This window comes from Rahnella sp. AA, from assembly GCF_002834385.1.
Taxonomy (GTDB): domain Bacteria; phylum Pseudomonadota; class Gammaproteobacteria; order Enterobacterales; family Enterobacteriaceae; genus Rahnella.
In genome coordinates this window covers 109,180-128,320 of the sequence record NZ_PITQ01000014.1, presented here as the reverse complement: position 1 = coordinate 128,320, position 19,141 = coordinate 109,180, and the positions used below count along the sequence as shown (strand labels likewise).

The 19,141-nt window shown below is 51.8% G+C and carries 20 protein-coding genes; 10 read left to right on the top strand and 10 right to left on the bottom strand.

Annotation, left to right across the window (positions count from 1 at the left end):
• Positions 1 to 181: 181 nt before the first annotated feature.
• On the bottom strand, positions 182 to 793 hold the full coding sequence (locus CWS43_RS24395; RefSeq protein WP_101079746.1) for a class I SAM-dependent methyltransferase: 612 nt from the start codon (positions 791 to 793) through the stop codon (positions 182 to 184).
• A gap of 87 nt (positions 794 to 880) precedes the next feature.
• Here CWS43_RS24395 and yqfB point away from each other — a divergent pair, with 87 nt between their 5' ends.
• The gene (gene yqfB, locus CWS43_RS24390; RefSeq protein ID WP_101079745.1) at positions 881 to 1,186 is read left to right on the top strand and encodes a N(4)-acetylcytidine aminohydrolase; all 306 of its coding nucleotides are present in this window, start codon (positions 881 to 883) and stop codon (positions 1,184 to 1,186) included.
• A 50-nt stretch (positions 1,187 to 1,236) separates the two neighbouring features.
• Here yqfB and CWS43_RS24385 read toward each other — a convergent pair whose 3' ends face one another.
• A complete protein-coding gene (locus CWS43_RS24385; RefSeq protein WP_101079744.1) occupies positions 1,237 to 1,878 on the bottom strand; it encodes an HD domain-containing protein in 642 nt (213 codons plus the stop codon).
• Between the two features lie 115 nt (positions 1,879 to 1,993).
• On the opposite strand from CWS43_RS24385, the gene CWS43_RS24380 reads away from it, so the two are divergent.
• The gene (locus tag CWS43_RS24380; protein ID WP_101079743.1) at positions 1,994 to 2,956 is read left to right on the top strand and encodes a GlxA family transcriptional regulator; all 963 of its coding nucleotides are present in this window, start codon (positions 1,994 to 1,996) and stop codon (positions 2,954 to 2,956) included.
• A 16-nt stretch (positions 2,957 to 2,972) separates the two neighbouring features.
• Here the strand turns inward: CWS43_RS24380 and CWS43_RS24375 are convergent, their stop codons facing one another.
• From CWS43_RS24375 to CWS43_RS24365, 3 genes are all read right to left on the bottom strand, one after another.
• Positions 2,973 to 3,551 (bottom strand): DNA-3-methyladenine glycosylase I, encoded by a 579-nt coding sequence (locus CWS43_RS24375; RefSeq protein WP_101079742.1) that lies wholly within the window; start codon positions 3,549 to 3,551, stop codon positions 2,973 to 2,975.
• Positions 3,552 to 3,635: 84 nt separating this feature from the next.
• Positions 3,636 to 4,376, bottom strand: a complete 741-nt coding sequence (locus CWS43_RS24370) for an SDR family oxidoreductase (RefSeq protein ID WP_101079741.1) — start codon at positions 4,374 to 4,376, stop codon at positions 3,636 to 3,638.
• Positions 4,377 to 4,466: 90 nt separating this feature from the next.
• Positions 4,467 to 5,456, bottom strand: a complete 990-nt coding sequence (locus CWS43_RS24365; protein ID WP_101079740.1) for an aldo/keto reductase — start codon at positions 5,454 to 5,456, stop codon at positions 4,467 to 4,469.
• 295 nt (positions 5,457 to 5,751) lie between these two features.
• Between CWS43_RS24365 and CWS43_RS24360 the strand changes: the two genes are divergently transcribed.
• Both CWS43_RS24360 and tus read left to right on the top strand, forming a co-directional pair.
• On the top strand, positions 5,752 to 6,213 hold the full coding sequence (locus tag CWS43_RS24360; protein WP_198555921.1) for a cupin domain-containing protein: 462 nt from the start codon (positions 5,752 to 5,754) through the stop codon (positions 6,211 to 6,213).
• A gap of 120 nt (positions 6,214 to 6,333) precedes the next feature.
• Entirely contained in the window at positions 6,334 to 7,269 is a 936-nt protein-coding gene (gene tus, locus CWS43_RS24355) for a DNA replication terminus site-binding protein (protein ID WP_101079739.1), read from the top strand.
• Between the two features lie 63 nt (positions 7,270 to 7,332).
• Here tus and fumC read toward each other — a convergent pair whose 3' ends face one another.
• Entirely contained in the window at positions 7,333 to 8,730 is a 1,398-nt protein-coding gene (gene fumC, locus CWS43_RS24350) for a class II fumarate hydratase (RefSeq protein ID WP_101079738.1), read from the bottom strand.
• A gap of 246 nt (positions 8,731 to 8,976) precedes the next feature.
• On the opposite strand from fumC, the gene manA reads away from it, so the two are divergent.
• The 4 genes from manA (at position 8,977) to fetB (ending at position 13,463) form a co-directional block, all read left to right on the top strand.
• Complete coding sequence (manA, locus tag CWS43_RS24345) at positions 8,977 to 10,158, top strand: mannose-6-phosphate isomerase (RefSeq protein ID WP_101079737.1); 1,182 nt, start codon at positions 8,977 to 8,979, stop codon at positions 10,156 to 10,158.
• A 134-nt stretch (positions 10,159 to 10,292) separates the two neighbouring features.
• Entirely contained in the window at positions 10,293 to 11,828 is a 1,536-nt protein-coding gene (locus CWS43_RS24340) for a YdgA family protein (RefSeq protein WP_101079736.1), read from the top strand.
• Between the two features lie 203 nt (positions 11,829 to 12,031).
• The gene (fetA, locus tag CWS43_RS24335) at positions 12,032 to 12,703 is read left to right on the top strand and encodes an iron ABC transporter ATP-binding protein FetA (RefSeq protein WP_101079735.1); all 672 of its coding nucleotides are present in this window, start codon (positions 12,032 to 12,034) and stop codon (positions 12,701 to 12,703) included.
• On the top strand, positions 12,690 to 13,463 hold the full coding sequence (fetB, locus tag CWS43_RS24330) for an iron export ABC transporter permease subunit FetB (protein ID WP_101079734.1): 774 nt from the start codon (positions 12,690 to 12,692) through the stop codon (positions 13,461 to 13,463). The genes fetA and fetB overlap by 14 nt, the downstream gene beginning before the upstream one ends.
• 52 nt (positions 13,464 to 13,515) lie before the next feature.
• Here the strand turns inward: fetB and CWS43_RS24325 are convergent, their stop codons facing one another.
• The 4 genes from CWS43_RS24325 to CWS43_RS24310 all read right to left on the bottom strand — a co-directional run bounded on the left by CWS43_RS24325 (position 13,516) and on the right by CWS43_RS24310 (position 18,170).
• A complete protein-coding gene (locus tag CWS43_RS24325) occupies positions 13,516 to 14,211 on the bottom strand; it encodes a GntR family transcriptional regulator (protein WP_101079733.1) in 696 nt (231 codons plus the stop codon).
• A 106-nt stretch (positions 14,212 to 14,317) separates the two neighbouring features.
• Positions 14,318 to 16,048, bottom strand: a complete 1,731-nt coding sequence (locus CWS43_RS24320; RefSeq protein WP_101079732.1) for an iron ABC transporter permease — start codon at positions 16,046 to 16,048, stop codon at positions 14,318 to 14,320.
• 19 nt (positions 16,049 to 16,067) lie between these two features.
• Positions 16,068 to 17,009, bottom strand: coding sequence for an ABC transporter substrate-binding protein (locus CWS43_RS24315; RefSeq protein ID WP_232777194.1), 942 nt, complete (start codon positions 17,007 to 17,009; stop codon positions 16,068 to 16,070).
• A 99-nt stretch (positions 17,010 to 17,108) separates the two neighbouring features.
• Positions 17,109 to 18,170, bottom strand: a complete 1,062-nt coding sequence (locus CWS43_RS24310) for an ABC transporter ATP-binding protein (protein WP_101079730.1) — start codon at positions 18,168 to 18,170, stop codon at positions 17,109 to 17,111.
• A 320-nt stretch (positions 18,171 to 18,490) separates the two neighbouring features.
• Between CWS43_RS24310 and CWS43_RS24305 the strand changes: the two genes are divergently transcribed.
• Entirely contained in the window at positions 18,491 to 18,829 is a 339-nt protein-coding gene (locus tag CWS43_RS24305) for a type II toxin-antitoxin system RelE/ParE family toxin (RefSeq protein WP_101079729.1), read from the top strand.
• A complete protein-coding gene (locus CWS43_RS24300) occupies positions 18,813 to 19,115 on the top strand; it encodes a helix-turn-helix transcriptional regulator (RefSeq protein ID WP_101079728.1) in 303 nt (100 codons plus the stop codon). Before CWS43_RS24305 ends, CWS43_RS24300 begins: the two co-directional genes overlap by 17 nt.
• The last annotated feature ends 26 nt before the right edge of the window (positions 19,116 to 19,141 follow it).

The window sequence follows — 19,141 nt, the reverse complement described above, 5'->3', positions numbered from 1 at the left end:
CTGGTTAATCCATCGGAATTCAGGGCCAGTTTGAAACGCTAACCCCCTATTCTTTCAGACTTTCCCAATAACAAAAGTGACATTTTAACTTTGGAACTGAAGGTGACATTTTAAACTGGGATAGACATTGTATAGAGGCTAAGCCAAGCTGACATGGCCGCTCCGGTTAGCCTGTTCTCGCTTAGCTTTGCCTCGATGTTGCCAGCCATACCGTATGTCCGCCGCATGTTGGATCCTCGGCGACCATGTTCACTTCCCTGAATCCATGCTGTGCAAATAACTCACGGTATTCCTCTGGTGCCAGGCTTGCATGATAAAGCGCTTCGCCTTCGAATGTGCCAATCGCTTCACCGTTTGCTGGCCCACTGGTAAACATCAATGCTGCTGCAGGTTTTGCATGTTTTTCAAAGACGGCAAGCATCGCTTTCTGATCACTGCGTGTCAGATGGAAAAAACTGTCCCACGCAATCAGCCCGTCGAATTTTTCATTCAGTGATAAGGTGCGCATATCAGCAACCTCCCAGCGTTGCTCAGGAAAACGTTCGCGGCTGATAGCAATCATCGGCGCAGAAGCATCAATGCCTGTGACTGAAAATTTTCGGTCGATAAAATATTCTGCCACCGGTTTCCCGGCCCCACAGCCAATGTCCAGGATCCGGCCATTTTCAGGAATCAAAGCCAGAAACTGATCCAGCCAACCGCACTCATAACTTTGATTTCTGCGGGCGTTGTCCCAGGTTTCAGCATGTCGCTCATACAGGGAAATGATCTTCTTAGCGGATATATCGTCCATTTTTCTCGTTTCTGTCAGTGAATGGCTTGCGCTGCATGAATTCTGAGTATCTCATAGCCCACGTGTACTATTGAACCTGGAAATTATATGAAAAACATCACTTTTTATGGCCGCTTTGAGGCCGATATTCTCGCCGGACACAAAACTATTACGCTTCGCGAAGCCAGTGATGCAGATTTTTCTGCCGGTGATAAGGTTCGCGTCAGCCGTTACGAAGATGATGTATTTTTCTGCAATATCGAAGTGATTGCTGTCACACCAGTATTGTTTGATGAACTTAACGAGCAACATGCGGTTCAGGAAAATATGACGTTACCTGCACTGAAACAGATTATCAGTGAAATTTATCCGGGGCTTAACCAGTTGTTTATGATTGAGTTCCGCCTGATTTAACGAAACCAAAGCGCGCCGTGAACACCGGCGCGCCCTTTTCTTCTGGCCTTTCAGCCCTGCCAGTGAGAATTGCGAATAACCGAACAGAAATTCCCTCTGACGAAACCGGGATCTTTATCAGCAATTACATCCGCTTTTACGTTACCGAATGTGGTCTGAGGGCGATTTTTTATACCGTCATAAAATGCCTGAATTATGTCTTCCTTGAATGCAGGCGTCCGCGGATGGGCTTCAACAACAGCATTACGCACGTTGTCTTCATACGCCGGATAATTAATGCCCAGCACATCCATTTCTACACCGGCTGTCACCAGTGCAATCACCGGATCCATAAATTCAGGTATCCCTGGCGTAGTATGTAAGGCAATTGCTGTCCATACCTTGTCGATGTCCTGAGAACTGACGCCGTGCTGTTGCATAAATGCGCGGGCAGCATTGGCGCCATCGACTTCAAAACGTTTGTCACAACTGCAATTTTCATGCGTCAGCCCCATATCGTGGAACATGCAGCCTATGTAAAGCAACTCGTGATCCACTTTTAACTGACGCTGCTTACCGGCCAGTGCGGCCCAGTAATAAACGCGGCTGGAGTGATGAAATAATAAATCAGATTCAGTATCCCGTACCAAATCGGTTGCCTCACGGGCCATTTTGCTGTCGGGAATGCGTATGCCATTAATGTTCAGACTCATCATATTTCTCCTCTTAGGTTGTATGAAATAAGAATAAGCGGCAAAATAAATGTCATCAATCGTCGTAATATGACGATATGGGACATAACCGCGTTCTGCGACAGGAAACCTTTCAATGGTAAAACACATCATTATTCTGGCCGTGCCGGGCGTACAACTGCTCGATGTTTCTGGCCCGCTGGATGTCTTCGCAGAAGCAAACCAGCAACGTGGCCGTGAGGTTTACAAACTGAGCATAATGGCCATGGGTAATCAATCAGTAGTGAAAACCTCCTCGGGTGCCCGTTTACTGGCGGATATCACGCTGGATGCGCCCTTGTCTTCCACGCTGGATACCTTTCTGGTTGCCGGTGCCCCCGTGCTGGATACCTTTTTGAATGATGAGACTCTGACCGCAGATATCCACCGCTGGTGTCAGCATGCTAAACGCTTTGGCTCTGTTTGCAGCGGTGCACTTCTGCTCGCCTCGGCGGGTTTACTCAATAAACGGCGCGTGACGACCCATTGGTCTGTTGCGGACAAACTCAGAGAGCAATATCCGCAGGTAAATGTTGAAGCCGATGCGATTTTTATCGCTGACGGTACACTACGAACGGCTGCGGGTGTGACCTCGGGGCTGGATCTGGCACTGAATATGGTGGAAGAAGATCTGGGGCGGGAAACTGCGCTGGATGTCGCAGCGCAGCTGGTAATGTTTTTTAAACGTCCGGGTGGGCAATTACAGTTCAGCCGTCACGGACAGGCATCACTGAGTGGCCGGTCGGCGTTACAGGACGTTCAGCGCTGGGTGATGAATTCGTTAGACCAGCCGCATAATGTACAAAGTTTAGCTAAACATATGGGCATCAGCCCGCGACATCTGACCCGCTTATTTAACCAGGAGCTGAAGCAATCGCCGGCAGAATGGCTTGAGCAGCAGCGCGTGTTTCGTGCGCGGCAAATGCTGGAAACGGGCGAAATGGCGGTCAAACAGATTGCGGCACAGTGCGGGTTTTCAGGTGTGGATATACTGCGGCGGGCGTTTGTAAGGCAATTATCCGTGACACCGTCACAATATCAGAAACAATATTTACGCTGATGAGCACGCCGCCAGGTCAGGCTTCTTTTGCTACCTGAGCACGGCGAAAACAGTCAGGATGGTGAGTATTAATCAGACCTGTAGCCTCCATCCAGGCATAGACAATCGTGGGCCCCACAAATTTAAAACCGCGTTTTTTGAGATCTTTAGAAATCCGGTCAGACAGCGCATCTTTAGTGGGAACCACACCGGTATGCTGAATGGCTTTACCTCCGATTTGTGCCCAGATCCAGTCACCAAACTCTTCGCCAGCCTCCTGCATTGCCAGAAAAGCACGCGCATTATTGATGACGGCGGTAATTTTGCTGCGGGAACGGATAATATCAGCGTTATTAACCAGCCTTTCGATATCTTTTTCAGTCAGTTCAGCCACTTTTTGTGGTTCGAAATGACAAAAAGCCCTGCGCAAAGCATCACGCTTTTTGAGCACAATCCGCCACGATAATCCGGCCTGAAACCCATCCAGCATCAGTTTCTCCCAAAGTGCCCTGCTGTCGCGAACCGGCTTGCCCCACTCACAATCATGATATTCACGCATCATCGGGTCATCGGTACCCCACGGGCAACGGGGAAGATCATCAGGAAACTCAGGCATATTCTTCTCGCGGCAAAGGTTTTTTATGGGTGACGGGGCCATGCTACTGCCCCGGTGCCTGGAACTCAACCGCGCGTCTGTGCGTTATAATTCCTGCTTTGTTGGGCGGAACAGGATTTCATTAATATCAACGTCTTCCGGCTGACTGATGGCAAAAGCGACAACGTTTGCAAATGATTCTGCTGAAATCGCGAAATTATCGTAATAATCCCGGGTGCCTTTTGCAACATCGGCATCAGTAATACTGTCCACCAGTTCACTCTGAACTGCACCTGGCGAGATAATTGTGGTTCTGATGTTGTACGGTTTGACTTCCTGACGCAGGCCTTCGGAAATGACCCTCACTGCAGTTTTAGTCGCGGCATAGACGGCACTGCCAGCACGCACTTTATGCCCTGCAACGGAAGAGGTATTGATGATATGGCCGCTTTTTTGCTCCTGCATATACGGCAGTACCGCAGCAATGCCATGCAATACGCCGCGCAGATTAATATCAATCATTGCATTCCAGTCATTAAGCTGGCGACGTCCCAGTAATGAATGTGGCATCAGGCCAGCATTATTGACGATAACGTCGATTCTTCCGTATAACGCGACGGCTTTGTCGACCAGCGCCTGCACCTGTTCGGGATCAACAACGTCAGTTTTGAGATACGCCTCTTCAGATAACTGAAGTTCTGCGGCAATTTTTGCCAGCCGGTCGGTTCTGCGCGCACCGAGCATCAGTTTTGCTCCGTCTTTTGCCAGGCGGCGTGCCAGCGCTTCACCCAGGCCACTGCTGGCACCGACAATAACGACGACTTTATCTTTGATATTCTCAGACATAGGTATTCCTCTTTAATTTTGCGATGTTTTATTCAGGATAGTCAGAATTCGGCCTGACGTACTGCCTGATACGGTAGTGTTTCGTTGACGTTAGCGTCCCCAGCGGGCTTTATGCGCTTCGCTATAGCGGTCACCTTGCAATTGAATGTGCGACAGCGCTTGTTCAATTCCGGCAAGCTCCTGCACTGACAATGTGACGTCGGCTGCACCGATATTTTCCTCCAGGCGGCTTAGTTTGGTGGTGCCGGGGATTGGAACAATCCACGGTTTTTGTGCCAGCAGCCACGCCAGTGCGATTTGTGCGCGGGTCACCTGCTTGCGGTCGGCAATCGTCCCAATCAGTTCCACAAGAGCAAGATTCGCCAGACGGGCATCTTCTGCAAAGCGTGGCACCGTGCTGCGAAAATCCTGGCTGCTAAATTGCGTCGTCTGATCAATCGCTCCTGTGAGAAAACCTTTACCAAGGGGCGCGAACGGTACAAATCCGATGCCCAGTTCTTCAAGCAGCGGGAGGATTTCTTCCTCTGGCTCACGAAACCAGATTGAGTATTCACTTTGCAGCGCCGTGACCGGCTGTACGGCATGAGCGCGACGAATGGTTGCGGCACCCGCTTCAGAAAGCCCAAAGTGTTTAACCTTGCCTTCTGCTATCAGGTCTTTCACAACGCCTGCGACCTCTTCGATAGGCACATCCGGATCGACTCGGTGCTGGTAAAGAAGGTCAATAACGTCGGTGCCGAGTCGTTTTAAGGATTGCTCAACCGACTGGCGGATATATTCCGGCCTGCTGTTAAGGCGCTGCATTCCATCAGTAAAAGGCACTTCAAATCCGAATTTGGTCGCAATAACGACTTTATCCCTCAATGGTTTGAGTGCTTCGCCCACCACTTCCTCGTTAGTAAAAGGACCGTAGAGTTGCGCGGTATCGAAGAAAGTGACGCCTCGTGCCACGGCGTCACGGATAAGACCGATTGCGACGTTTTTTTCAGTTACGGTGCCGTAGCCATAGCTCAGCCCCATACAACCCAGGCCTAACGCTGATACTTGTAACGAGCTTTTCCCGAGAGTGCGCTGTTTCATGAGATTACTCCGCTGATGAATTTCCCCTGCCGTAACGCACTTGCGTCTGGCAGTTCACGTTTTATTCATCTTAATTAATTAAAATAAATTAACAATTACGGATTTAATTCATGATGTATTGAGAAATATTCAATAATAACCAAGGCGTGTATCCCGCCATTTATTTCAAACTGACAGGAATATCAGCTCAATGTCAGGCTGGGGACATGACCTGTTGTGTAGACTGAATACAGCGATGCAATCCTGGAATAATGCATTTAAATCATCACATTCAACTGCGGCTTTAGAGGAAAATATGAAGGCACTCATTATGATACTGGCAGCCGTTGCCCTTACCAGTGCATCAGCGATGGCGGACGTAACAGTGAATCATGCCGGAACGCAGCCTGTAACCCCAGGCGATACAAAATATTTCACCGGAAAGGCAACTGTTGAATCGCGTTTTCAGCGAGAATCTCCTGCACGCATCGGCGGTGGCATAGTGACGTTTGAAGCCGGTGCCCGCACGGCGTGGCATACTCACCCGCTTGGGCAAACATTGATTGTGACGTCAGGTTCAGGCTGGGTTCAGGAATGGGGAAAGCCGGCGCAGAAAATCCGCAAAGGTGATGTGGTGTGGATCCCGCCGGGTGTCAAACACTGGCATGGTGCTTGCGCGACAGAACCCATGACGCATATCGCGGTGGCAGAATCCTTTGAAGGAAAGACCGTCATCTGGATGGAAAAAGTCTCTGACAGCCAGTACCCTCATGAATGAAAGCCTTTTATTCCTGCTAAAGATGTACGGACACCTGTCTTTCTCATGTTCTGTGAACGTCAGGTGTGCACAATGGTTTGTAATGCCCTAAACTGTATGTTGTAACTAACTGGAGGGTTTATGGCGGATTATGATTTAATTGCCCGCATGAACGGCTGCTTTAACGAGCTGGAACTTGCGTTGCATGACCTGGGGAATTTTCTGAATCAGCTTGAATTACTGCAGGCGCGGGTTTTTGCCCTGCCGGAGATCGCGAAAGGCGAGGAGCATAATCCTGCGGATAAAATTACCGTCACGCCGCATATCGGCGAAGCCGCGCAACATCTGGCTTTACAGCATTTTCAGCGTTTATTTATCCATCATAATAACGAGAATGTGAGCAGTAAGTCTGCCGTACGTTTGCCCGGCGTGCTCTGCTATGCCGTCGATCAGCCAGAACATCAGGCGGCCCTGCTGCTGATTGAAGAAGTGAATAAACTCAAAGCCGAGCTGGAACATATCGTAACCGTAGAATCGGGGCTGGCACCGGAACAACGCTTCGAGTTTGTCCATACGCATTTACGCGGCCTGATCACTCTCAACGCTTACCGCTCTGTCACCTTTCTTAATGATCCTGATTCCGTACGGTTTGGCTGGGCCAACAAGCATATCATCAAAAATGTCACCCGCGATGAGGTCCTCACTCAGCTGGAAAAAAGTTTGAACGCCGGACGCGCTGTGTCTCCATATACCCGCGAGCAGTGGATGGAAAACATCAACCGGGAGATGAATGACGTTAAGCGCCTGCCTGAGCATGCTGCACTCAAGTTTAAACGTCCGGTGAAAGTGCAGCCGATCGCCCGCGTGTGGTACCGCAACAGCCAGAAACAGGTACAGCATCCCTGCCCGTTGCCGCTGATTGCACTGTGTTTACGTTCCCCCATGATGCAGGTACCCAAGTTGGGGGAACTGCATGATTACGATGTGACGATGGTGAAACATAAATACAAACCGCAATCGCAACCGCTGAATTTGTTGATTAAACGCCTGCATTTGTATACCGATCATCCGCTTTAGGAACACCCGATGTAAAAAAGGTCCGGATAACCGGACCTCAATAAACGTGGGCTTTTGCCTAAATTACGCTTTCATGCTGCCGACCATGGCTTCAGGGCGTACCCATTCGTCGAACTGCTCTTCGGTCAGATAACCCAGTTTCAGCGCAGATGCTTTGAGCGTCAGCCCTTCTTTATGCGCTTTTTTGGCTATTTCAGCGGCCTTATCGTATCCAATATGCGTATTGAGCGCGGTCACCAACATCAGTGATTCGTTCAGCAACTGAGTAATACGATCCCGGTTTGGTTCTATCCCCACGGCGCAATGTTCATTAAATCCGCGCATTCCGTCGGCCAGCAAACGCACGGATTGCAGGAAGTTATGGATAACCAGCGGGCGGAATACGTTCAGCTCAAAGTTACCGGAAGCCCCGCCAATATTGACCGCGACATCATTCCCCAGCACCTGTGCGCACAACATCGTCATCGCTTCACACTGCGTCGGGTTGACTTTGCCCGGCATAATCGAGCTGCCCGGCTCATTTTCAGGGATCGCAATTTCGCCAATTCCGCAACGCGGTCCGGAAGATAACCAGCGAACGTCGTTGGCGATTTTCATCAGTGATGCGGCCAGACCTTTCAGTGCGCCGTGTCCATGCACCAGTGCATCGCACGTTGCCAGCGCTTCAAATTTGTTCGGAGAGGTGACAAACGGCTGTTTGGTCAAATCCGCCAGCGCTTTGGCCACACGCACCGCGTATTCAGGGTGTGTATTCAGCCCTGTACCGACGGCGGTTCCCCCCAGCGCCAGTTCTGCAATGTGTGGAATGCTATTCTCAATGTGTGTCAGGTTATGTGCCAGCATCGCAACCCATCCGGAGATTTCCTGCCCCAAAGTCAGCGGAGTGGCATCTTGCAAATGCGTGCGGCCAATCTTCACAATATCGCGATAAGCATCGGCCTTTGCTGCGAGCGTTTTATGCAACACTTTCAGTTCGGGGATCAGCGTTTCACGCAATTCGATAACGGCAGCGACGTGCATAGCGGTTGGGAAAACATCGTTGGAACTCTGGCTTTTGTTCACATCATCGTTAGGATGGACTTTACGCCCTTCTCCGCGTTCACCGCCGAGAATTTCACTCGCACGGTTTGCCAGCACTTCATTCATATTCATGTTGGTCTGAGTGCCGGAGCCTGTCTGCCAGATAGCCAGCGGGAACTCTGCAGGATGCTTCCCGGCCAGTACCTCATCCGCGGCGGCAATAATGGCATTTCCGCGCTCCGCGGGCAGTAACCCCAGATCAATATTGACGCTGGCCGCCGCGCGTTTAGTCAGAGCCAGCGCGTGGATCAGCGCCTCAGGCATTTTCTCAGAGGAAATACGAAAGTGCTCAAGGGAACGCTGCGTCTGTGCGCCCCAAAGCTTATCTGCCGGAACATCAACGGGCCCCATTGAGTCTTTTTCAATGCGTGTTGTCGCCATTACTGTCTCCTTAGATGCATATTACGATGATAAATCAGTTTTTTTGCAGGTGTTTGATTGCCGCGCGCGCTCCCACGCATCCCGTTGCGGCCTGTTGATTATAGTGACATATAAGCTGAGCGTATAATTCGAATCGATCCCTATTCTGATAATTCGTTTTCAAAGCACTTTTTGACCCTTCATAGTTGTAAAGCCTGCTTTGTCATTGTTTACTAGGCGGCAATATTTTTCATTCAGGATGAAGCCATGCAAAAGATGCATAACGGTGTACAAAACTACGCCTGGGGTAGTAAAGACGCGCTGACCAAACTCTACGGAATAACCGATCCTCAGGGCCGTCCGATGGCTGAGCTGTGGATGGGCGCTCACCCGAAAAGCAGTTCTCAGGTTGAGAACGCCCGGGGTGAAACGATTTCCCTTCGCGACCAGATTACCGCCGACCTGAACAGTCAGCTTGGCGAAAAAGTGGCGAAACGTTTCGGGGAACTGCCTTTCCTGTTTAAAGTCTTATGCGCCGACCAGCCGCTTTCTATTCAGGTTCACCCGAGTAAAGGCGCCGCTGAAGTCGGTTACGCAAAAGAAAATGCCGCAGGTATCCCGCTTGATGCGGCCGAACGTAACTACAAAGATCCGAATCACAAGCCGGAACTGGTCTATGCCCTGACGCCATTCCAGGCAATGAACGGTTTTCGTGAACTGCGTGAGATTGTTTCACTGTTGCAACCGGTAGCCGGCGCACATCCGCTGATTGCCAGTTTCCTGAGCTTCCCCGATGTTGACCACCTGCGCACTCTTTTTGCCGGTCTGCTGAGCCTGGAAGGCGAAGATAAGTCGCGCGCGCTGGATGTACTGAAATCTGTGCTGGACGTACAGCACGGTGAGCCGTGGGACACTATCCGCAGCATTTCTGAGTTTTATCCGGACGACAGCGGCCTGTTTTCGCCGTTACTGCTGAACGTGATTACGCTGCAACCGGGTGAAGGCATGTTCCTGTATGCCGAAACCCCGCATGCCTACCTGAAAGGCGTTTCACTGGAGGTCATGGCAAATTCTGATAACGTTCTGCGTGCTGGCCTGACGCCGAAATATATCGATATCCCGGAATTACTGGCAAACCTGAAATTCAACGCCAAACCGGCCAGCGAATTGCTGACGACGCCGGTTGTTAAAGGTGCTGAACTCAACTTCCCAATCCCTGTCGAAGATTTTGCATTTTCTATCCACAGCCTGAGCACAGCCCCTCTGATCCTGGAACAGGACAGCGCGGCAATCGTCTTCTGTATTGAAGGCCAGTGTATCCTGGCTAAAGGTGATGAAACACTGACGCTCAAACCCGGTGAGTCCGGTTACCTGTCAGCCAGCGAATCGCCGGTCACTGTCAGCGGTAATGGCCGCATTGCCCGCGTGTTCAATACACTCGGCAAATGAACAGTTGATTAAACAAAACGGGGCTAATCGCCCCATTTTGGTGATTTTTCTGCTGATTCAGCTACACTCAGGGAACTAATAACGCCGGAAGGCGTTTTTTATTTTCGGGATATTTCATAAGGATAAACAGAGATATGAAGAAGTCGTTAGTCGCTGTAAGCGTCATTGTCATTCTTGGCGCGGCCTGGACAGGCGTCTCGTGGTATACGGGCAAACTGATTGAGCAACATATGGATGAACAGGTCGCAGCCGCCAACGGTCAGTTGCAAAGTGCTTATCCGAAAGCCGGGCTGAAAGTCAGCTATCAGGATTATCAGCGCGGGCTGTTCAGCAGCAAAATGCGCATTGTTCTGCAACCTGATCCCGCTGCCGCGACTGCGGGTACCAGTGCATTGAAAACCGGTGACGAAATAGCCTTTATCGAAACTATCGATCACGGCCCGTTCCCTGCGGCTCAGCTGAAAAAATTCAATCTGATCCCAAGCATGGCTTCCGTTCATTCTGAACTGCAAAATACGCCGACGGTAAAAGGCCTGTTTGATGTCACGAAAGGGAAATCGCTGGTCACCGTCGATACCCGCGTGTCTTACACAGGCGCAAGTTCTTCCGCCGTTGACATTATCCCCGTGACTTATCAAAAAGATGAGAGCCAGCTGCAATTCTCCGGCGGGAAAATCAATATCGACGTCGATAAAGAACTCGCTGCGATGAAGCTTAACGCTAGCACTGACAGTGTTGCGCTGACGTCAAAAAACCAGTGGGGGCAGCTTGAAAAAATTACCCTGGCCGGTTTCAGCATGGACAGCGATACACACCAGGGCAAATTCCAGGTGGGCGTTGGCGATCAGAACCTGAACGTGAAGCAGATTCTGGTGAATGTGGATGGCAAAGACGCCGGTTCACTGGATAATTTCAAACTGGTCAGTAAATTCGCTGAAAACGGCAATAACATTGCGGGTCAGCAGGATTACACCATTGACGCACTGAAAGTTCAGGGTGCAGATTTCGGTTCCGCAAAACTGACCATCAAGCTGGATAAGCTCGACGGTGCCGCGCTCAAACAGTTTGCCGACAACTACAACCAGCAATCACGCGATCTGCTGATGAAGCAAGGCGAGCTTGATCCCGCAGCGTATCAGCAACAGGCGGCTGATTTATTACTGGCTAACCTGCCACTGCTGCTCAAAGGCAACCCGAGCATCAGCATTGCGCCGCTGAGCTGGAAAAACAGCAAAGGTGAAAGTAGCTTCAATCTGCAATTGGATCTGAAAGATCCGGCTGCCGCACCGGCGCAATCTCAGGATCAAATGTTATCGCAGCTGGTCAGCAAACTCGATGCCACCCTGACGGTGCCGTTGCCGATGGCAACCCAGGTCACCACGCAGGTCGCACAGCTGGAAGGCTACAATGCTGACGACGCCGCAAAACTGGCCCAGCAGCAGGTTCAGGGGCTGGCAGCAATGGGGCAGATGTTTAAGCTGACCACCGTGAAAAATGACACCCTCTCCAGCAGCTTCCATTACGCGGACAATCAGGTCGACCTGAATGGCCAGAAAATGACGTTGCAGGAATTTGCAGGGTTGTTCGGGATCTTCGGTGGCCCGGCAGCACCAGCGCCAGTACAGGAAGCACCTGCCGCACCACAGGCAGCCCCCGCACCGGCACAATAATGACAGGTTTGTTTTAGCCGACAGTCATCAGGGCCCGTTGAAAAACGGGCCTTTTTTATATCAGGCGACAGAATGAATTAACCGGGTAATACTCTGAGTCATAAAAAGTTTTGAAATGATTTTCCCTCCTCTGCGTGCCGGTAATAACACTACAAAAGGTGATATCATTCACACCATCAATTAGTTATCGAAGGATTTACGGCGTGACTCACTCCAATGACCTCCTCCGTCTGCAAGACGTCTCTTTTACGTTAAATAACGTCCCCCTGCTTGAACCTGTTTCACTCACGCTCAACCCCGGGGAGTTTACATTGCTGACCGGCCCTTCCGGCAGCGGGAAAAGCACGCTGCTGAAGATTATTGCCTCATTGCAAAATCCCACTGGCGGGAACCTCTATTTTAAAAATGAAGATATCACGCGGATTAAACCTGAAGTTTACCGCCAGCGGGTATCCTACTGTTTTCAGACGCCTTCGCTGTTTGGCGAGACGGTTTACGATAATCTCGCCCTGCCTTATCAGATCCGGAATAAAAAAATTGATGATAAGAATCTGCGCCAGTGGCTGAAACGGGTGAATCTGTCAGAAGATATGCTGACGAAAAGGATCCAGGAACTTTCGGGGGGTGAGAAGCAACGCGTTGCATTGCTGCGTAACCTGCAATTTATGCCGGATATTTTGTTGCTTGATGAAATCACCAGCGCGCTGGATGAAGAAAATAAGGTCAACATTAACGAAATCATCGCAGGGCTGGTCGAAAAAGAACAGATTGCCGTGTTGTGGGTAAGCCATGACCTGAATGAAATCCGTCACGCGAAAAACGTTCTTACCCTCACCCGCCATTCACACGAGAACACGGTTCATGAACCAGCATAACATCACTAATCAGTCTCTGGCTCTTGCGCTGATACTGGTCGTCGTCGCCCTGCTCGTCAGCAAAAAAGAAAAACTCGGTCTGGAAAAGGACATCATCTGGAGCGTTGCCCGCGCTATCGTGCAACTGGTGATTGTCGGGTATGTGCTGAAGTACATATTCGATATTAATAACAGCCTGTTAACCGTACTGATGGTGCTCTTTATCTGCGTCAATGCGGCATTGAATGCGAAGAAACGCAGCCGCAATATTGACAACGGATTCGTCATTTCCTTTATCGCGATTACGGTCGGCACCGCCCTGACACTGATGATTCTAATCCTGAGCGGGTCTATTGAGTTTTTACCTATGCAGGTGATCCCGATTTCCGGGATGATTGCAGGAAACGCAATGGTTGCCGTCGGTTTGTGTTACAGCAACCTTAATCAGCGCTTTATCGATAACCAGCAAAAAATCCTTGAAATGTTAAGCCTGGGCGCACCGACAAAAATCGCCTCAGGAAGGATTATTCGCGACAGTATCCGGGCCGCCATGATACCGACCGTGGATGCGGCGAAAACAGTGGGTATCGTGAGTTTACCGGGGATGATGTCTGGCCTGATTTTTGCGGGTATTGACCCGGTAAAAGCCATTAAATACCAGATCATGGTCACTTTTATGCTGCTGGCCACCGCCAGTCTGTCGACGATTATTGCCGGTTACCTGGCTTATAAACGATTTTACAATGACCGTGCACAGCTGCGCGATTTGAAGTCATCATAAAATTTACCGTGCCCGTCAGCCGGAACGCTGGCGGGCACACATTGCTCAGGCCTTATAAATCTGACAACGCCTGGCGCAAATTCACTTCTCCTGCCGCCTCATCATTGAGATCCAACACCCCTTCCAGCGAGTCCAGATGCTCCTGCATAATCTCGGCCGCCTGTGCGCTGTCTCCGGCTTCCAGCGCGTCAATAATGGCCTGATGTTCGTCACACTGGCATGACGGCACTTCATTACGCTGGTATAACGCGACAATCAGTGAGCTGCGCACCATCAGATTTGCCAGGATTTCACTCAGGACGTCATTCCCGGAAATCTCACCCAGGATAAGATGGAACTCACTGAGTTCACGCACAATGGCGCGACGGTCTTCCGACTGCGCGGCTTCACGCTCACTGCGCAAATGGGTATGGATTCGATGGCGATGACGGCGGATCACCTCCGGACCGATGCATTCCACAATCGCGCGCTCAATGGCGCGGCGGGCAATAAAGACTTCCCGCGCTTCTTTCGCTGCGGGTTGCGCCACCATCGCCCCGCGATTGGGCTCGATGGTCACAATACGTTGCAGAGCCAGGCGTTGCAGAGCGACCTGAACATGATTTCGGTTGGCACCCAGGGCTTCTACGAGCTGCGATTCAACCAGGCGGGTACCGGGGCGCAGGCGTTGCTGGGCGATAGCTTTAGACAGAACATCGGCAATACGCTGAACTTCCAGCTGCTTGACGGTTGTAGTTTGATTACTCATGGAGTGCTGAATGGCCTCTTACTGGCAGTTTTCCATGCAAACTACCACCACAGGTCGGCTCCCGTCATTAGTAAATGACGCCTGAGGGGAAAACAGCAATTTGCCGCTATACCCTCCAGGGCAAAACGCCCTCCGGCAGACGACGTGCAAACAACGAGGCCAGCAACATAAAGACCAGCACCACGCCAATCATCAGGCACCCTGTCGCCGCAGCCAGCGTAGAAGAACCCCCTTCATCGAGGAAAACAATCATCGGCCCCAGCGTTTGTGTGCCGGACGTAACCAGTAAAATCGATACCTGGATTTCATTCAATGCCGTGAGAAATACCAGGATAGTTCCTGCCATCGCCGAAGGTGCGGCCAGCGGCATCAGAATATCGCGCATCCGGCGCAGGAACCCAGCACCAAAGATTTGCGCGGCTTCGTCGAGCGAGCGTTCTATTTGCGCAAATCCTGCCATCGTAGGCCGCAGTACCAGCGCCATAAAATTTGAAAGATAAGCAGCGAGAATAATCCAGATTGTGCCATACAGGCTGACGTGGATCAGCGGCAACGGCTTGAGGAAAAATAAGATGGCCGCAATCCCGGTGACAATCCCCGGCAGCGCATAGGCCAGTTCAGTGGATAATTGCAGGATGCGTACCAGCCGCGTTCGCTGCCAGCTCAGGAAGTACGCCAGAAACAACGAAGAAAGTGTCAGTATCAGCGCCGTCATAACCGTCAGCCCCAGGCTGGTCAGAAAGGCGTAGCGAATCGCCGGATATCCGAACAGCGCATTGGCGTAATTGCTCAGCGTCAGGCTGCTTAGCGTCAGTGCCTGGCCGAACCCCAGCGTCAGGGATGTCGTGAAGAGTGCAGAAAGTGGCAATAACAACGTCAGAACCATCCACAGCCAGACCGTTATTTCAACGGGCAAACGCCAGCGGCCAAGCGGCTGATGTAGCGCACGCGGCGTGCCGGTAACGCGTACATCCTGACGCCCGCCCAGCCAGCGGCTAAGCATCAGCCCGGCCAGCGTAATGGCAGCAATCAGCAACGAAAGCACCGCCATATCCGCCAGCGCCGATGTGCCGACGCTGTTAAGCTGCTGATAAACCAGGGTGATCAGTGTCGGGACTCGCCCCGGGATCCCCAACATCGCCTGAATACCAAAATTGCCTGCCGCTGTTACAAATGAGAGCGCTGCACCGGCAAAAATGGCCGGTCGCACCAGCGGCAAAATGATCGTAAACAGAACCCGCCAAGGCCGTGCCCCGCCGCTGCGCGCGGCTTCCACCAGTTCAGCCGGCAGCCTGCGCAGACCGGCCCGGACCATCAGGAAAACCAGCGGTGCATTGTGCAGCCCCAGCAACACAACTATTCCTCCCAGCGAATACAGCGGTGAAGGTGAACCTGAAGGCAGGCTCAATCCCAATAGTGGCAATATCGGGCCTGAGGGCGAAAGCGCCTGGATCCACGCCAGCGCAGTCACCTGGGGCGGGATCATCAGCGGCAGAATAAAGGTAAACACCCAGGCCTGTTTGCCGCGCACATTGGTCAGCGCGATCAGTAACGCCGCAACGGTGCCCAGCAGCACGGCCAGCAGCGTCGAGGCAACGGCAATTGACAGCGTATTGAGCGTGGCAGTCGCGACCTTGCGGGTACCCAGTAAATGACTGAGCCGGGTGATATCCGGCACACCTTCCGGGGCGAGCGCCGCCCACACCAGCCGTGCAAGCGGGGCTATCGACAGCGTCCCGATCAGCAGCGTCAGCGCCCAAAGGACAGTTTTCTCACTGCCCGGCCAGATGCGGCGCGAAGGTGTGATACGGCGCTGAATCTCACTCATGACGCTCATGTGCCTTTCCCTTGCGCCATCAGCCACCGAAAATTTCAGTGAATTTCGCACGTACCTGTTTATCGTCAGCGACGGCTTTGTCCGAATCAAGGGTCAGCAGCCTGATGGTATTCACCGGTGCAAAACCTTCCGGAGCCGCTACGCTGGCATCAATGGGGCGATTGCCTTGTTTTGCCACCAGTTGCTGCCCCTGCGGCGAGAGCATGAAATCAACAAAAGCCTTTGCAGCCGGTACATTGTGCGCACCAGCAAGAATAGCCACAGGCTCAGTCACAAACGATACACCCTCTTTCGGATACACCAGATCAATCGGTGACCCTTGTTTTTTCGCACGAATAATATCGGCATCCGTAATCACGCCGTATTTCGCCATCCCGCTGGCAACCGCTTTCAGCGCAGGGCCGTTTCCGCCTTCCGGCGTAATCCCGTTCGCCGCCAGTTTCTGATAAAACGCCCAACCGATATCTGGCGTATTAATGGCCGTGTGCAGGTGATACAGCGCCGCGCCGGAATACAACGGGCTTGGCACAGCAACCTGACCTTTATTTTGCGGATCAGTCAGCGCCATCCAGCTATCAACCGGCTTCGCATTTTTGGTGTTATAGGCAATAACCGTGGCGATGATTTTGGTACCGAACCAGGTTTTATCTTTATCATAAAAATTCGGGCTGATATTCCCGACCGGCGCATCAGTATACGGCACCAGTTTACCGTCCTTTTTCAGCGCCCCAAGATTGATTGAATCCGCTACCAGCAGCACATCAGCTTTCACATCTCCGGCCATCATTTCTGTCTGCAGCACATTCATCAGTTGCGTGGTGCCGTTACGCGTCCATTCCACCTGAACGCCCGGATATGCCGTTTTAAAGGCATCGATCGTCTGTTGTGCAATTTCCGGTGCCTGCGAGGTATAAACCACCAGCTTCCCGGAAGCCGTTTCTGCGGCATTCGCAGAAGTCATCAGCACGGAGGCCAGTGACAGTGCGCAAAAACTCAATCTGATGGTGTTAGAAATGTGCATAGCCCTGTCCTTTTGAGAATAAAGAGTGATGAAAAGGGATCATTGAGGAAGTACCCAGCCGTCCGTAATGAGAAAAGTGACATCGTCACCCGGCTGAACCTCTTTTTTAGAATGAATGGATAATCTGAGTTCCGGCGCGGCGTGCGGGGTGATGTCAGTCTGGCAATAACCACCGCGATAAATTTGCCGGGAAACCCGGGCTGCAATCCCCGCTTCGCCCGGCCCGGCAAAACGTAAATCCGCCGCGTGAACGCACGCCTGCGCTTTTGCCGTGCAAAGCAGTGAAACCGGCGCACGCAGCCTGACGGGGGTGCCGAAAACCACCACCTGTGCGTGACCGTTGCCATCTGGTTGTACATCCGTCACCGGGATCACCCGCCCGTCATCAATAAACGTGGCGACCATTTCATTGGCCGGTTCGCGATATAAAACCTGCGGCGTGGCGAACTGCATCACGCGCCCTTCGCTCATCACCACCACGCGGTCCGCCAGCGACATCGCTTCCTGCTGGTCATGGGTGATATATAACAATGTCGCGCCGGTATGTTTATGAAAGCGGCTGAACTCTTCTTCCATCGCCGCCCGCAGGTGAACATCCAGGTTTGCCAGCGGTTCATCAAGCAACACCACGCCGGGACGTGTGACCAGACAACGCGCCAGCGCAACCCGCTGACGCTGCCCCCCGGATAAATCAGATGGCCGTCGGGTGGCGAATTCACGTAGCCCGACCAGCGCCAGCGCTTCCTGTGTCCGCAGACGGCGCGCATTGCGATCCATCCCCACGACTTTCAGGCTGTACGCCACGTTCTCTTCCACTGACATATGCGGCCACAGCGCGTAATTCTGGAACACGATCCCCAGATCGCGTTTTTCCGGCTGCACATGCACGTCAGGCGAAGAAAACAGACGGTCGCCGACAGTAATCGTGCCGCTGTTCACCGGTTCAAAACCGGCCACGGTGCGCAGCAGCGTGGTTTTCCCGCAGCCTGACGGGCCAAGAACGGCGACAAATTCCCCCGGCCGGATATGCAGGGAGACATCATTAAGCACCGGTTGTGTAGCGAAGGATTTGCTCAGGTGGGAAATCTGGATGGCAGACATGCGTCAGTGTTTTCCTCAAAGCGGCGATGGCCTGTTCAATGAGAAAACAAATTACGGCGGTTTTGTGACTGTTTTATGAACGGGTTGAGAAGGTTTGGTTTGTCTTATGTTTCAGAGAGTTATTTTTTGCGAGACATCGCGGAGGAAAAGATCGCCCTTCTGAATTTCCTCAGAATACCCGCCAGGATGCGCAGGTACCACGGCATAACGCTTCGGGCGCGGAAAAGAATGTGAACCCCGTTCCCGTTTAAAAATAATCATAAATGATTACTTCCACTTTGCACAAAACGTAATCATACTTCACCTCAAGGAAAGCCACTGTGTATGACGTGAACGTATTGCCCGCCGCCCTGAAGGAGCTTCGTAAGCTTCCTCCCGCACTGAGTGCAAGCGTCGTTGATGCTTTGAAGGAGCTTGAGATCCACGGGGCCGCTTTACAAGATCCGCAGGTACGGTATGTCGGAAACGGAATACGTGAGATTCGTGTAACCAGCGAAGAAGGTTTGGGAAGAGCGTTTTATTTTTTTATGTATGGCCGGCGTATTTATGTCGTGCATATTTTGCATAAAAAAACGGCTAAAACGCCTTATCAGGATTTGGAGCTGGCATTGCAACGTATGAAAAACATCAAAAGGGACCAACATGAAAGATTACGATGACAATACATTAATTCCTCTCAACGCAGTCATGGAAGAGATGATGCAAAACCCTGAGTTCGCCGCCGCTTATGAGGCGATTCAGGTGCATAAGAAAATGGTCGCTGAACTCAAAGCGGCACGGCTGGCAGAATCCCTGACGCAGGAAGACATCGCACAGCGCACCGGGATGAAAAAGCAAAATATCAGCCGGTTTGAAAACGGTGCTGCATCCCCCACGCTCAATACCGTCAGCCGCTATGCGGTCGCGCTTGGCGGCACCTTTGAGTTCAAAAAGCTGCACGGCTAGTTCATCGCACGCTCACAGAAAGCCCG